Source organism: Campylobacter concisus (assembly GCF_050447505.1).
Lineage (GTDB): Bacteria > Campylobacterota > Campylobacteria > Campylobacterales > Campylobacteraceae > Campylobacter_A > Campylobacter_A concisus_BP.
The window spans coordinates 298,256-312,648 of the sequence record NZ_JALMFZ010000001.1; the positions used below are offsets into that span (position 1 = coordinate 298,256).

A 14,393-nucleotide genomic window follows, 5' to 3' on the forward strand; every position below is an offset into this window, starting at 1 on the left:
TAAAATGAGCGAGAAAAGATATATTTTGATAGACGAAAAGATAGAGCCAAAAGGGGCATTTGATAAATTTAAACACTTCATCGCCGCTACTTTTAAGCTTGATCTTTTAATGGGGCTAAAGATCACGCTAAAGCAGATGCTCTTTAGCAAGTCGCACACTCTAAAATACCCTATGCAAAAGATGGAGCTAAACGCCAGATATAGGGGGATTCACAGGCTTTTAAAATTTGTTGAAAGTGAAAATGAGCGCTGCATAGGCTGTGGGCTATGTGAGAAAATTTGCGTTAGCAACTGCATCTCGATGAAGACCTCGCTTGGCGAAGATGGCCGCAAAAAGGTTGCAAGCTACACGATAAATTTAAGCAGGTGCGTCTATTGCGGATTTTGCGCTGATGTCTGCCCTGAGCTTGCCATAGTTTGCGGGCAAGAGTACGAGGTCGCAAGTGAAAACAAAATCCTCTTTGGTACAAAGGCTGAGTTTTTGACGGATGATAAATTTTTAAAAGATCAAGCCGAGTTTGAGGGCTATGGCGCGCTACCTAAAAATGCTAGTAGCCTAGTAAAAAAGACGCCAAATGCGCTTACAAATGAAGATAAGGCAGAAGTGATGGATATAAATTTAAAAGGGTCAAGCGATGTATGAGAGCTTTGCATTTTATCTTTTTAGCGCCCTTATATTAGTTAGTTTTTCTTTTAGCGTGCTTTGCAAAAACGCCCTAAATGCGGTCTCTGCGCTAGCTGCTGGCATGGTTTTTATATCAGCTATATTTTTCTTGCTTGGGGCTGAGTTTTTAGGCGTGGTGCAAATCGTCGTCTATACAGGCGCGGTGGTCGTTTTATACGCATTTGCGATGATGTTTTTTGACACCAGCAAGGAGTGCGAGCCAAAAAGCGGTAAAAAAGCAAAGATCATCGTCTATCTTTTAAGTAGCTTCATAGCGCTTCTTTTGATATTTATCTTTTTAGCGCCGATCTATAGCGCTAAGCAAGAGGTGGTAAATTCTACCCTCGCTAATCTTGGCAACATCGAAGCGGTTGGAATTTTGCTCTTTAGCAAGTATCTGCTTGCCTTTGAGATGTGCGCTATCATGCTACTTGTGGCGATGGTGGCTGGCATCATCTTGATACACAAAGACCTAGATGCGCAAAGCAAATTTGAGGAGATGCTATGATAGGCCTTACTCACTACCTCATCCTAGCAAGTCTGGTCTTTGTCATAGGGCTTGTTGGCATAATGAGAAGAAGAAATTTGATAATGCTATTTTTCTCAAGCGAAATTTTACTAAACTCAGCAAACATCGCGCTTGCAGCCATCTCAAAATACTACTTTGACCTAACTGGGCAGATCATCGCATTTTTCATAGTAGCCATCGCCGCTAGCGAGGTCGCTGTGGGACTAGGTCTGCTCGTGCTTTGGTATAAAAAGACTGGCAGCATCAGTTTAGATTCGATGACAAATATGAAAGGCTAAGAGATGATTTTATTTTGTATTTCGCTATTTTTTCCGCTTCTTAGCTTCATCATAGCTGGCATCTTTTCGCATAGCAGTAAGAATTTATTTATCGGTCTTTTTTGCTCGCTTCTCATGATCGTTAGCGCCACAGCTTCACTCATGCTAACGGCTAGTCTTAGCGTAGATGAGCCACTAAATTTAACCCTAAAAGAGTTTATAAACTTAGGCTCGCTTGATCTTAGCTTTAGCTTCTACCTTGACGCGATCAGCCTTGTGATGCTTAGCACCGTGGGCGTGGTCGCTAGCATCGTGCATATCTACTCCATTGGCTACATGAGAGATGACGCGAGTTTCAACCGCTTTTTTAGCTACCTTGGGCTCTTTGTCTTTTGTATGAACGTCCTTGTCTCAAGCGATAACTTCATAGGGCTCTTTATCGGCTGGGAGGGCGTTGGACTTTGCTCTTGGCTGCTCGTTGGCTTTTGGTATAAAAGGCCTAGCGCAAACGTCGCTGCAAACGAGGCTTTCGTGATGAACAGAGTGGCTGATCTAGCCATGCTTGTTGGCATTTTTTATATATTTTATAGCTTTGGCTCGCTTAAATTTAGCGAGGTTTTTAACGCTAGAAGCGACCTTTCTGGGTTAAATTTAGGCATCATTGCCACACTTCTTTTCATAGGCGCCATGGGTAAAAGCGCGCAGTTTCCATTTCACACTTGGCTTGCAAACGCCATGGAGGGACCAACGCCAGTCTCAGCCCTCATCCACGCTGCGACCATGGTAACAGCTGGCGTCTATCTAGTCATACGCGCAAATTTCATTTTTGCAAACGTGCCTGAAGTCTCGCACTTTATCGCCTGCCTTGGCGCATTTGTAGCGATATTTGCCGCAAGCATCGCGCTAGTGCATAATGACCTTAAAAAGATAGTCGCCTACTCGACGCTTTCACAGCTTGGATATATGTTTGTAGCGGCTGGTCTTGGCGCTTACAAGATCGCACTTTTTCACCTTGTCACGCACGCATTTTTTAAGTCACTTCTCTTTTTGTGTGCTGGAAACGTTATGCATGCGATGAATGACGAGCTAAATATCAAAAAAATGGGCGGGCTTTATAAATTTATGAAGCCAACCGCACTTCTTTCTATCATCGCAAGCTGTGCGCTAGCTGGCTTTTATCCATTTGCTGGCTTTTTTTCAAAAGATAAAATTTTAGAGGTCGCCTTTAGTGAAGATCAAATTTTGTGGCTCGTCTTGCTCTTTGGCGCAGTTCTTACGGCATTTTATAGCTTTAGGCTTGTCATGCTAGTATTTTTTGCAAGACCAAAGAGCGAGGAGCACGTACATGAAGCCAAAAACTACATGCTTGTTGGCATGAGCATGCTTGGCGTTCTCTCAGTCATCAGCGGCTTTTTCTGGAGCAACTTCAGTGAGTTTTTGGGTGCTAGCCTTGGGGACTTTAAGCTAAATTTATCTCACAGCAGTGAAATTTTCTTACTCGTTTTAACGCTTACTTTAGTGCTTGCAAGTGCTGGCTTTGCTGTGTTTGCTTATAAAAAAGAAATTTTTAAAGAGAGCATTTGCGAAAGTAAAATTTACAAAATTTTGCAAAATGCCTACTTTATCCCAAAATTTTATGAGAAATTTTTTATAAATGGCTACGCTTTAATCTCTAAAATTTGTAAGAAATTTGATGAGATGATAGTTGATAAAAGTGTCGATTTTGTCGCACTTTTGGTAACTAAATTTGCATATCTTGCAAACAAAATGCAAAGTGGCGATTTAAGCGTCATGCTTAGATTTATGGTTGCAGGATTTGCCTTGCTTTTAAGCTTTATATTTTTATTAAACGGAGCCAAATAATGCTAAGTGTAATCATATTTTTCCCAGCAATAAGCGCAATACTTGGCTTTTTGATAGAAAATAAAAGCATCAAATTTTATGGAGCAAGCATCGCTCTTATCGAGCTTTTGCTAGCCATTTTTATCTGCGTCAATGTCGATTTTCAGGGTTATGACTTTGTTTTAACGCATCAAGTCTCACTCATACCAAGCCTAAATATCAGCTACTTTGTCGGCATCGACACCATTTCGCTTGTGCTTATAGTCCTTAGCGCATTTATGAGCTTCATCTCTATCGCAGCACTTAGCGATGATGGGAATTTAAAGCACCTTGTTATTAGCGTGCTATTTTTAGAGAGCACGATGATGGGCGTCTTTAGCGCGCTTGATATGATCTTGTTTTACAGCTTTTGGGAGCTTAGCCTCATACCGCTTCTTTACATCATCGGCGCATTTGGTAGTAAAAATAGAATTTACGCTGCGATTAAATTTTTCATCTATACATTTTTAGGCTCTGTTTTTATGCTAGTAGCGATCATCTTCATCGGCTATCTGTGCTATCAAAAAAGCGGCGTATTTAGCTTTAACTTGCTTGATTGGTATAAGCTTGGCATCGGAGAAAATGCTCAAATTTGGCTATTTTTAGCATTTTTCTTTGCTTTTGGCGTGAAAACTCCGCTATTTCCGTTTCACACGTGGCTACCTTACGCACACGGACAGGCTCCGACTATCGGCTCGGTGCTGCTTGCTAGCGTGCTTTTAAAGATGGGTACTTACGGCTTTGTGAGATTTTCACTCCCACTTTTTCCAGATGCGAGCCTACTTTTAAGTGGCTTCGTCTGCGTCATAGCCATCATCATGATCATCTACGCAGCCCTTGTTGCCTACGCGCAAAGCGATATGAAGCAAGTGATCGCTTATAGCTCCATTTCACACATGGGTGTCATCATGCTTGGCATTTTTTCACTAAATTTAATAGGCCTTGGCGGCTCGATATTTTTAATGATAAGCCACGGCATCGTTAGTGGCGCTTTGTTCTTGCTAGTTGGCGTCATCTACGAGAGAGCTCACACCAAAGAAATTTGCGAATTTGGCGGCCTTGCTAAGGTGATGCCAAAATACGCACTCATATTTTTTATAGCAACGCTTGCAAGTATCGGTCTGCCACTAACTATTGGCTTTGTGGGTGAGTTTTTGAGCTTGCTTGGCGTCTTTAAGCTAAACAAGCTCTTTGCGCTACTTGGTGGCTTTAGCATCATTGTGGGCGCTGTTTATATGCTGGTACTTTATAAAAGGGTCTTTTTTGGCGAGTGCAAGGAGAAAAATTTAAGCCTTAAAGATCTAAATTTTAAAGAGTTAGCTGCTCTTGTGCCACTTTGTTTGCTCATAATCGCTCTTGGTATCGCACCAAATTTGATACTAAAACCACTTGAGCCAAGCGTGCAAAATATCATAAGCAAAATGCAAACTAGAGCTGTAAATAGCGGCACAAAGGATAAAATTTCATCTTTAAATGGCGGGAGCAAACTATGAACGAAATAGCCTTTTTAGACCTAAACGAGATCTCTTTGCAATCACTCTCGCCGATGCTTAGCATGATGGTTTTTGCGCTTTTTATCCTCATAGTTGGAGCGATAAAAAAGGATCTTTCGAGGAATTTCTACTGCGTATTTTGCATCATCGCTATATTTGTAAATTTAGGTATTACGCTTGATTTTAACGGACTTAGCCTAAGCTTTTGGGATATGCTTTTAGTCGATGGAATTTCTATCATCTCGCAGATCATTATCTTAATCGCCTCAGCCCTTTTCATCCCGCTGGCACTTAGCACAAAAGAGTATTTTGAGTATAAAATTTACGAGTATTACGCGCTATTTTTGTTTATGATCGCTGGATTTTTGTTTATGGTGAGCTCAAACAACCTACTTATCATCTTTTTAGGCCTTGAGATCAGCTCGCTTTGCCTCTACACCCTAATCGCCCTTCACAACAAGGCAAAAAGCGTCGAGGCAGCCATCAAATACTTCGCGATGGGCTCGCTCTCAGCTGGCTTTTTTGCGATGGCGATAGCGATGTTTTATCTAGCAACAAACTCAATAGACATTGCCCGTATAGGCGTTGTCATAAAAGATCTTAGCCTAAATCAAAATTTAATAATCCTTCTTGGCTGCGTTTTCATCGCTTCAGCCATTGGTTTTAAGCTCTCGCTCATACCATTTCACACCTGGATACCAGACGTTTATGAGGGCTCAAATGCCCCACTAGCAGGCTATATGTCTATCGTGCCAAAGGTTGCGGGATTTATAGTCGCGTTAAGAATTTTTGCGATGCTTGAGGGCTCTGGAATTTCATGGATAAAAGATATGCTCTACATCATCGCCGTGCTTACGATGAGCCTTGCAAACATCATGGCGCTAGTGCAAAAAGACGTCAAAAGGATGCTAGCTTTTAGCTCGATAGCTCACGCTGGTGTCGTGCTTTGCGCGCTTGTAGCGAATTCTCACGAGGCAAATGTCGCCTTGTTTTTCTACTGGATCATGTTTTTGTTTGCAAATTTGGGCGCATTTTCTATGCTCTGGGTGGCAAGGTGCGACGACGTCGTCTGCTGGGACAAGCGCTTTAAACACCCGTATGAGAAATTTTCAGGGCTTATTAAAATTTTGCCAAGTTACGCCGTGATAATGGGAATTTTCATGATCGCCCTTGCTGGCATACCACCTTTTAGCGTATTTTGGGGCAAGATGGTGCTTATCTCATCGCTCATAAAGTCTGACTACGTCGTGCTTAGCCTCATCATCATGATAAACTCTGCGATTGCTATTTATTACTACCTAAAGCTCATCGTCTTTATGTTTTTAAAAGAGCCTATCGTAAAAGATAAAAATATATACATCTCAAATGTTTCGATGGCGCTAAAAGTGATCGTTGGAGTTGCCGTTGCTGGCACGGTCTTTGCCTTTTTATTTTCTGGGGCGATTTTGGAATTTATCGAGCATTTTGTCTTTGCTTCAGGATTTTAGAAAATTTAACTATAATGGCGGCATGAAAAAGCTCTTAACCATCTTATTTTTACCGCTTTATCTATCCGCCTTTAGCCTTAGCCTAAACAGCGGCGCAAACGCAAATAAGCCTTATAGTGTCCTTCAGCTAAGCGACGAGAAAGAATTTGAATGTGTGGAGCAAATTTTAGCCTATGACACGAAGCGCTACGTTTGTATGCTCGATGATGGGATCTTGCCAAAGATCGAAGATACGACACTGCCTTTAATGGACATAAAATATAAAAAGCAAGACGGCAAGCTCTTTATCGTCATCATGCCAAAGGCGCCTTCAAAACTTCTAAATGTTCAAACCGAGCTTTACAGCAGTCCAAGCGTGCAAGATATGCCAAAGACGACCATTTCAAAGCACTTTAGTATCATCATCGACACTTCACTCAGTGAAAACAACAAAAGAGTATCTGGGCTAAATTTTTCGCCTGATTTTAGAGATATGCTAAGTCCAAGCATCGGAGCGCTCGATCTTAACAAAGCGCCTATCGCTGGGCTTGATAGCAACGATATAGACATCTACATAAATATAAAAAGAGCTTACGAAAAGGGCGCTTATGAAAGCGTGGTAAAAGATACGCAAACAGCGATGAAAAGGCACCCAGCTAGTCTTTTTTCAAGTGAGTTTTTACTTTTTAGACTAAGAGCACTTGATAAAATTTTTGAGACAAAGAGCGAGTTTGAGGGGCTGGAGCCAAAAGATATCGTAAGCGAGGGTAGAGCTTGGATAAGGAAATTCCCTTCTGATGAGAACTACTCAGAGGTGCTATATCTCATCGCCAGAGCTTACCTCAAAGATAGCATCGCAAGTGATGCAAAATATATGCTTGACATACTAAGCGAAGAGCACGCGGAGTCTAAATTTACAAAGCTTGCCACGCTTGATTATGCTGACTACCTATATAAAATAGGCAGGCAAAAAGAGGCGCTAAGTGACTATGAAAAGGTGCTCTACTCTACAAACGACATCGACCTTGCAAGCAGGGCAGCACTAAGCCTAGCAGACGCAAATATCGATAAAGAGAAATTTGACGAGGCGAAGAAATTTGTACTAAAGATCGCAAATGCAAATGAAAAATTTTTCATGAACGATCCGACAAAATCGATGAATTTAGCCTATACATTTGCCAGCAAAGATATGCCAGACGTGGCTGCTAAAATTTATGAAATTTTGGTAAATAATAGTGACAGGACAAAGGATTTTTACGAGGCTGCATTAAAAAATTTAGCGCTAAATTTAGCCAAAACCAAAGATGAAAAAAGGGCGTATGAGTATCTAAACAGATACGAAAAAGAGTTTAAATATGGCGATTATATCGATGAGGTCGCTAAGGCAAAGGATGGGCTATTTTTTGAAGAGGATGACAAAAACGCCACCGCACTCCACGCAAGATATAAAGATCTAATAGAAAAATATGCCGGCACAAATATCAGCCAAAAGGCGCTAATCAGCGAGCTTGAGCTTGATCTAAAAGAGCGTAAATTTGCCGATGCGCTAGCTTATAACAACCTCGCAAAAGATGAAAATTTAAGCCGGGCAATGGAGCTTGTAAATGAGGCTGCGCTTGAGCTAACAAAAGAGTTTTTCATCAAAGATGACTGCACAGCGGTTGTAAATTTACTCGAAAACTACGATGTGAGCAAGGTCTCTTTGCCACAGTTTAAGCTCTTTAACTGCTACTTTAGAACGGCACGTTACAACGATGCGTTAGAGCTTGCCAAGGCGCACGTAAAGGATGAAAATTTAGAAGATAGGGTCGAGTGGCTGGTAAATTTGAGCAAAATTTTATATAAAAATAAAGACTACGAGCATGCGATCACTGCGGCAAATGACGCGCTCTCGCTTGGTTCAGCGGTCGAGTACTCGGATCCTACGCCATCGCTTTTTGATAGATTTTACTCACTACTTGTGCTAAAGCGCTTTACCGAGGCAGTCTCAACGATCAGTGCGATCGAGCAGCTAAGAGGACAGGACTTTAAGATCATCGAGGCATACGCAGCTATATGTGACTACGCGATGAAGAGCAACGACTATGCTATCGCTGCAACCTACGCTAAAAAGGCGCTTGAGCTGCAAACTAGAGCTAAAATAAATACCTTTTCGCCAAAGCTAAATTTTGACTACTCAGAGGCTTCACTAAAAACTGACAATCTTGATGAGGCGCTTGATGAGGCGAAATTTATATTAAATATGAAGCTTGAGCCAGAAGACCGCTTGCATGCTCTAAATCTAGCAAGTGAAATTTACATCAGACAAAAGCAGTATAAGCTGGCTAAGCCATATCTAAACGAATGCATTGGCTCAAATTTTACAAGTGCTTACAAAGATGCCTGCAAAGCCAAACTTGAGATGATAAAGTAAAATTTAGTGCTAAGTTTAAATGATCTTGAAAAAGAGTATCTAAAGCTAGAAAAAGAGAATTTCTTAGACGGCAAAAGGATCAAATTTATCGCAAATTTAGGCGCTAGCGATGAGATAGCGTATCACTATGAGCTCATTTGCAAAGAGTGGCAAGAGGGCGGGCAGCTAAATTTTGAGAGTAGTTTTGATAGGCATGGAGGCGCTGGGCTGGAGTTTTTGTTTGAGCGCTTAGCCAAGGAGGGTGATCAAAAACTAAAAATAGAAACCATCTATCTTATAGCGCAAATCCTTTCTAAGTCTAAGCATAGAGACTTTTATGCGGCGTTTTGTGACCGCCTTATCCCGTATATCCTCTCTTTTACAAGCGTAGAAAATGTCCTTCGCCGCAAGCTTATAATAGCGCTTGGTTGGGTTGGCACGTTAGAGCAAATAGAAATTTTAATAAGCGAGATACTAGAAAGCAAGGATAGCCTTTGCAGGGCATGGGCGGCAGCTGGCCTTATGCAGATGTCTTTTCACAGGGTTAGCCAAGCAATCTTGCGAGATAAAACAAAAGCCGCATTTTTGCAAGGCATCTCTAGTGAAAAAGATCTATACGCCTGCGCAGTTATGATAGAAGCAGCTCAAAATTTATTTGGTAAAAAGTGGATATCTTCTAGCGCAGCTCAAAATCAAGAGGCTGAAAAGATAGAAAAAGCTAGAAAAACAGCTGTAAGGTTTTTAGGCAAGGATTAAATTTGCCACTAAGCGGATTAGGTGCTTGATTGTGTTTTGCTTATTGAATTATAAAGTAAAAATGGTTTAAATTTATAAGATTTAAAAATAAAATTTTATATTTTTCGCTTAGAAATAGCGGACAAAATAGCTTTAATTTGATTTAAAATTTAATTTTTTCTTGACATATAATAATGTTTTTTGTATAATCTCAATTCTTTTTTAAATAATCATGTCTTGCTAGCTCAGTCGGTAGAGCATCTCACTTTTAATGAGGGGGCCGTTGGTTCGAATCCAACGCAGGACACCATTTTTGGGTTTATGACCCTTTCGTCTAGTGGCTCAGGACTCTACTTTCTCTGTGTAGAAACAGAGGTTCAAATCCTCTAAGGGTCGCCAGATATTTTAAATTTTAGGTCGCTTAGCTCAGTTGGTAGAGCGCCACCCTTACAAGGTGGATGTCATAAGTTCGAGTCTTATAGCGACCACCATTACTTTTAGGTGCAGCGGTAGTTCAGTTGGTTAGAATGCCGCCCTGTCACGGCGGAGGTCGCGGGTTCGAGCCCCGTCCGCTGCGCCATCTACTAAACCTTAGGTTAAGGTTCTTGATTCTATTTTTTCTTGTTTTTTTGAGTGATCAAATTAAATTTTAAGATTATAAGTTCTAAGATAACACTTTGTTATTGATATTTAATCTTGCCTCGTTAGCTCAGTTGGTAGAGCATATCACTCTTAATGATGGGGTCGTAGGTTCGAGACCTACACGGGGCACCATCTTTTGGCCCATTCGTCTAGCGGTTAGGACACCAGCCTCTCACGTTGGTAACACGAGTTCGAGTCTCGTATGGGTCACCATTTTTTAAATTCTTAAATAAAAACTGTATTTTCTTGTAAGTTTCAACTATTTGTATTTTGTTATAAGTCGTAATATCTATATTTCTATACAAATATATTAAATACTTTAGAGAATGATTACTGTGAGTCTAAAATATCAACTTTAGTAAGAGTAATTTTAGATTTTGGAATTTATTTAAATCATTATAAACGTTTTATTAAGATTGAATAGTGTATTTAGAAATTATTAAACTCCTGAAAGATAGAGGTATTAAACTTGACGCCGGCCTTACTCAAAACGAGCTTGAAAAAATATACGAAATTTATGATATTAAATTTAAGGTCGTTTTTGACTACAGCTTTGCCAGTTTCGGATGGCTTTTATGATTGGCGTGACTTTTCAAGTGGAAATGTCACGAAAATAAAAAATATGATGCAACATTTTTATGAATTTGTGAAAAGCGCCTCTTTTGAAGAATATATACCAAATAGCACTTATTTACCGGATCAATGGTCTAAGATATCAAGAGAGCAAAGAGTTAAAATTGTGGCTGAGCTATATAAAAATGCACCAAAGATCATACCAGTCTATTTTCATAGATTTATGCCAGAGATGAATGATGATAATGATCCGCCAGTCTTGTCAATATATTATGACGATATAGTCTATTACGGTAGAAATTTACAAGAGTATTTATTGCATGAATTTTGTGGTATTGATATTCCAAAATATATAAGTGAATATAAAAATGTGCCGTTTTGGACGGATATGATAGAAAATTTATGATTATAGATTTAGACTTTATAAATATCTTGCCTCAAGCACTATTAAGTAGGGGGATTTTTCTAAGAGAAAAAATCGGTGTTTATGAGATCGGCTGGGAATTTGACGATATTGTAAAAGTTTTAGACATTATCAAAGAAAAAGAGATGATGGTGCTTGGTGGAGATATTTATGAGTTAAATGGTGGTGAAATCATCATTACATATGATAGCTGGAGCTTTTCTGGGAGCAACTTTATAAAATCTTTTGAAAAAGCAAGTAAATATATAAACAATTATTATAAAAACAATGGAGATGATTTTATTTATACTCTAGTGGTTGCAAATATAAAAAATAATACTCAAAAGAGCGTATCAAGCTGATACGCTCAATGCTAAATTTACTCTTTTAGCTCAAACGCAAGCGTTGCAGCAATCGTCTCATCATCGCAAATTTTTGAGTTGGCAAATGGCATTTTGTGCACTGTTTGTAGTAGCCATTTTCCAGGTTTAAGTGCAAGCACCTCTATCGTGCCATCTGGCTCAGTTTGGCCGTGAAATGCGCTTTTTTCTTTTAAAAATCCATCAAATGTTCCATCAAGCGTGGCATTTTCTAAAGGTTTACCCTCAAATAGAATCTTCACTTTAAATGGCACGCCAACTTTGAAATTTGCTGGATTGTCAAGTGGGACTATCTCTAAGCGCTGCTCGGAAGGCTTTGTAACTGAGCCATCTTTCGCGTTTTTATTTATGATGCCTTTTGCGCTCATGCTCGCTTTTTTGCAGTATTTGGCGTCCTTGATGTCCTCTTTGGTTTTGCCCATGTGCCATGTGCCATCGCTCGCTTTTGTCCAAAACGTAGGCTTATACTCGCCAGCTATAAGGTATGAGCCGTCTTCTAGTTTAGCCCTTTCATAGTGGTAGTTTTCGCCGCTTTGTTTTAGGCTCAGTTTTTCGCCATTTTTGTTTATAACGTATGGGGCTTCAAATAGGGCGATCCTATTATCTGGGATCTTTTCAACAGTTGGGAAGTCGTCTGCATAGCCGATATCAACGCTAGTTACCTCTTTGCTGCTTCCAAAAAGCCAAAATTCGTGAGCTAAAGAGTGGCTGCTAAGTGCTGCCAAAGCCAAAAGTGCAAATAAATGCTTGTTCATTACCTATCCTTTCAGATTAAATTGTCTATTTTTCTATTTCTAATATATGTCACAAAAATATTGTTAAATTTTTATAGATCTAAATTTTGCTAATTTTTAGAAAATTTAGTAATTAAAATCAAATTTAATTTATCAAATTTATAAAAATAGCATGACTATAAAAATAGTTTAATCACTGAAATTACGAAATAAAAATCAGTGGCGCAATTATATCAAAATAATAATCATTGTCAATATAAAATTAAATTTTATATACAAGAGAATAAACCAAATTAAATTTGCCTTTGCCATTTAGATAGCTAAAAAGTTTCATTTTTGAAATATTTTGTATAAAAATTCTTTTTTCTCATTATATTTTAATATTAGATTAAGATTATATCCTTTATAATGTCACTAAATTATTTTAAAAAATATAACTTTATAGTTATTTCCAAGGAAGGTTAAGATGAGAACTCTCTTATCTTTAAGCATGGTGTGTGCTGCGCTACTTGCTAATGAGACTAATCTAAAAAACGAGTTAAACAACGAAGAGATTAGGGCGAATATGGCAAGCTCTTTTAACGAAAGCTCCAACATAAATTTACTTAACGAAAAACCAACTTCAGAAGCTAAGCTAAATTTAAACGAAACCCCATGCTTTAAAATAGATAAAATTTCACTTCTTAGTGAGAATGAAATTGCTAGCTTTAACGCTAGTAGTGGCACTGATGAGGCTATAATAAGAGAAGCTTATAACAAAAACTACTCTAAATTTAACTCTATCTTAGAGGCTAGCTTAAACAAGCTTGATTTTAAACCTGGCAGCTGTCTTGGCAAAAACTCTATCAATCTAATCATAAATTCTTTTAACAACGAGATAATAAAAAGTGGCTATATCACTTCAAGTGCGAGCCTAGCTACAAAGAGTCTAAAAGATGCCAAGCTAGAGTTTGTGATAAATCTTGGCTTAATAGATAACATAAGCATCAACGAAAATGACAGCCAAAGAAATAGAGCTAGCCTATTTAGCGCATTTGGTGAGTACTCTCATAAAAATAAAGTAGCAAACATAAGAGATATCGAGCAGGCTCTTGAGTCACTTCAAAACGTCTCGAAAAATGATGTTAGCATTAAGTTCTTACCTTCAAACAGAGCTGGCTTTTCAAATATAGTGATCACTAGAGTTGATAGCTTCCCACTAAAGGCTGCTATAAGCATTGACAACCTTGGCTCAAAACAAAGTGGCAAGTATCAAGGTATGCTAAATTTAAGCACGCTAAATTTACTTGGATTTAACGAAATTTTTAGCTTCTCGCGCGGCAAAGATATCTTTAAAAAATATGAGGTTACAAATAAATTTAATGGCGCCACTGATCACGGAGCTTCAAATAACTACTATTACGGCTTTAGTATCCCATTTGGATACTTCATGCTTGAGTATGAAAAGAGTAAATATGACTACGCCCAGATCATAAATGCAGCCTACAACCTCTACACATACAAAGGTAGAAGCGAGAGTGACTCACTAAGCCTTGCTTATACATTTTATAGAGACTCAAATTTTAAAAATAGCGCTTATGTAAAGCTATTTAAGAGAAAAAATAAAAACTACCTAGAAGACTACGAGCTAGATAACCAAGCTAGAAGAAATGCTGGATATGAGGTAGGTGTAAAATCAAGCTGGAATTCTTACAACCAAGCTTTTAGCGCCAAGCTGGCTTATAAAAAAGGCACTGGTATATTTAACTCACAGCCTGATCCTTTGGAGGATAGCGGCGAGGCCACGTCTAGATTTGCTCTAATAAATTTAAACCTAAACTACAAATATAAATTTGAACTTCCACTAAGCTATGATCTAAATATCAACGCAAGATATGGTCTAAATAAACTAAGCTTGCAAGATAAATTTAGTATCGGTGGATACTACAGTGTTAGAGGATTTGACGGGGAGAGCTCGCTTGTTGGAAACCACGGAGTAAGCGTAAGAAATACCCTCTCATATAACTACTATAAGAGCAACTCTGTCTATGCTGGACTTGACGCTGGCATGGTAAGAGCAGCAAGTAGTGGCATAAAGGATAAAAACACCCTTGCAGGATACGCCATAGGTCTAAGAGGCAACATAAAAGCCTACAACAACCTAAGCTACGACATATCAGTTTCTAAACCTCTTTATAAACCAAAGAGCTTTGAATCTAAATCAACAAATGTAAATTTCATCATAAGCTACGAATTTTAAGGATA

At 39.0% G+C, this 14,393-nt stretch carries 12 protein-coding genes and 6 tRNA genes; 17 read left to right on the forward strand and 1 reads right to left on the reverse strand.

Annotation, left to right across the window (positions count from 1 at the left end; all coding sequences use genetic code 11):
• The first annotated feature begins 4 nt into the window (after positions 1–4).
• From nuoI to imm40, 16 genes are all read left to right on the forward strand, one after another.
• The gene (nuoI, locus tag MTT09_RS01455) at positions 5–643 is read left to right on the forward strand and encodes an NADH-quinone oxidoreductase subunit NuoI (protein ID WP_429802130.1); all 639 of its coding nucleotides are present in this window, start codon (positions 5–7) and stop codon (positions 641–643) included.
• Positions 636–1,172, forward strand: a complete 537-nt coding sequence (locus MTT09_RS01460) for an NADH-quinone oxidoreductase subunit J (RefSeq protein WP_054196019.1) — start codon at positions 636–638, stop codon at positions 1,170–1,172. Before nuoI ends, MTT09_RS01460 begins: the two co-directional genes overlap by 8 nt.
• On the forward strand, positions 1,169–1,471 hold the full coding sequence (gene nuoK / locus MTT09_RS01465; RefSeq protein ID WP_004317991.1) for an NADH-quinone oxidoreductase subunit NuoK: 303 nt from the start codon (positions 1,169–1,171) through the stop codon (positions 1,469–1,471). The genes MTT09_RS01460 and nuoK overlap by 4 nt, the downstream gene beginning before the upstream one ends.
• Before the next feature lie 3 nt (positions 1,472–1,474).
• Positions 1,475–3,313, forward strand: coding sequence for an NADH-quinone oxidoreductase subunit L (gene nuoL, locus MTT09_RS01470; RefSeq protein WP_429802132.1), 1,839 nt, complete (start codon positions 1,475–1,477; stop codon positions 3,311–3,313).
• Positions 3,313–4,824 (forward strand): NADH-quinone oxidoreductase subunit M, encoded by a 1,512-nt coding sequence (locus tag MTT09_RS01475; protein WP_107855892.1) that lies wholly within the window; start codon positions 3,313–3,315, stop codon positions 4,822–4,824. The genes nuoL and MTT09_RS01475 overlap by 1 nt, the downstream gene beginning before the upstream one ends.
• Positions 4,821–6,311: an NADH-quinone oxidoreductase subunit NuoN gene (nuoN, locus tag MTT09_RS01480; RefSeq protein WP_004317979.1), complete on the forward strand. Its 1,491-nt coding sequence runs from the start codon at positions 4,821–4,823 to the stop codon at positions 6,309–6,311. Before MTT09_RS01475 ends, nuoN begins: the two co-directional genes overlap by 4 nt.
• A 22-nt stretch (positions 6,312–6,333) precedes the next feature.
• Positions 6,334–8,703, forward strand: coding sequence for a tetratricopeptide repeat protein (locus tag MTT09_RS01485; protein WP_429802134.1), 2,370 nt, complete (start codon positions 6,334–6,336; stop codon positions 8,701–8,703).
• A gap of 6 nt (positions 8,704–8,709) precedes the next feature.
• Positions 8,710–9,438, forward strand: a complete 729-nt coding sequence (locus MTT09_RS01490) for a HEAT repeat domain-containing protein (RefSeq protein ID WP_429802136.1) — start codon at positions 8,710–8,712, stop codon at positions 9,436–9,438.
• A gap of 213 nt (positions 9,439–9,651) precedes the next feature.
• A tRNA-Lys gene (locus MTT09_RS01495) sits at positions 9,652–9,727 on the forward strand.
• Between the two features lie 13 nt (positions 9,728–9,740).
• Positions 9,741–9,816, forward strand: a tRNA-Glu gene (locus MTT09_RS01500).
• A gap of 16 nt (positions 9,817–9,832) precedes the next feature.
• Positions 9,833–9,908: transfer RNA gene (locus tag MTT09_RS01505), tRNA-Val, on the forward strand.
• A gap of 12 nt (positions 9,909–9,920) precedes the next feature.
• A tRNA-Asp gene (locus tag MTT09_RS01510) sits at positions 9,921–9,997 on the forward strand.
• Positions 9,998–10,115: 118 nt separating this feature from the next.
• A tRNA-Lys gene (locus MTT09_RS01515) sits at positions 10,116–10,191 on the forward strand.
• Positions 10,192–10,197: 6 nt separating this feature from the next.
• Positions 10,198–10,272 (forward strand) — tRNA-Glu (locus MTT09_RS01520).
• Between the two features lie 328 nt (positions 10,273–10,600).
• Positions 10,601–11,038, forward strand: a complete 438-nt coding sequence (locus tag MTT09_RS01525) for a hypothetical protein (RefSeq protein ID WP_103617757.1) — start codon at positions 10,601–10,603, stop codon at positions 11,036–11,038.
• On the forward strand, positions 11,035–11,397 hold the full coding sequence (gene imm40, locus MTT09_RS01530) for an Imm40 family immunity protein (protein ID WP_429802138.1): 363 nt from the start codon (positions 11,035–11,037) through the stop codon (positions 11,395–11,397). Before MTT09_RS01525 ends, imm40 begins: the two co-directional genes overlap by 4 nt.
• 17 nt (positions 11,398–11,414) lie before the next feature.
• Here imm40 and MTT09_RS01535 read toward each other — a convergent pair whose 3' ends face one another.
• On the reverse strand, positions 11,415–12,170 hold the full coding sequence (locus MTT09_RS01535; protein ID WP_429799070.1) for a DUF4198 domain-containing protein: 756 nt from the start codon (positions 12,168–12,170) through the stop codon (positions 11,415–11,417).
• A gap of 445 nt (positions 12,171–12,615) precedes the next feature.
• Between MTT09_RS01535 and MTT09_RS01540 the strand changes: the two genes are divergently transcribed.
• A complete protein-coding gene (locus tag MTT09_RS01540; RefSeq protein WP_429802140.1) occupies positions 12,616–14,388 on the forward strand; it encodes a ShlB/FhaC/HecB family hemolysin secretion/activation protein in 1,773 nt (590 codons plus the stop codon).
• Positions 14,389–14,393 lie beyond the last annotated feature (5 nt).

Bases quoted from the DNA above. Each gene is read 5' to 3' on its own strand.
- nuoI (WP_429802130.1), top strand. From the start codon at position 5: ATGAGCGAGAAAAGATATATTTTGATAGACGAAAAGATAGAGCCAAAA.
- MTT09_RS01460 (WP_054196019.1), top strand. From the start codon at position 636: ATGTATGAGAGCTTTGCATTTTATCTTTTTAGCGCCCTTATATTAGTT.
- nuoK (WP_004317991.1), top strand. From the start codon at position 1,169: ATGATAGGCCTTACTCACTACCTCATCCTAGCAAGTCTGGTCTTTGTC.
- nuoL (WP_429802132.1), top strand. From the start codon at position 1,475: ATGATTTTATTTTGTATTTCGCTATTTTTTCCGCTTCTTAGCTTCATC.
- MTT09_RS01475 (WP_107855892.1), top strand. From the start codon at position 3,313: ATGCTAAGTGTAATCATATTTTTCCCAGCAATAAGCGCAATACTTGGC.
- nuoN (WP_004317979.1), top strand. From the start codon at position 4,821: ATGAACGAAATAGCCTTTTTAGACCTAAACGAGATCTCTTTGCAATCA.
- MTT09_RS01485 (WP_429802134.1), top strand. From the start codon at position 6,334: ATGAAAAAGCTCTTAACCATCTTATTTTTACCGCTTTATCTATCCGCC.
- imm40 (WP_429802138.1), top strand. From the start codon at position 11,035: ATGATTATAGATTTAGACTTTATAAATATCTTGCCTCAAGCACTATTA.
- MTT09_RS01535 (WP_429799070.1), bottom strand. From the start codon at position 12,170: ATGAACAAGCATTTATTTGCACTTTTGGCTTTGGCAGCACTTAGCAGC.
- MTT09_RS01540 (WP_429802140.1), top strand. From the start codon at position 12,616: ATGAGAACTCTCTTATCTTTAAGCATGGTGTGTGCTGCGCTACTTGCT.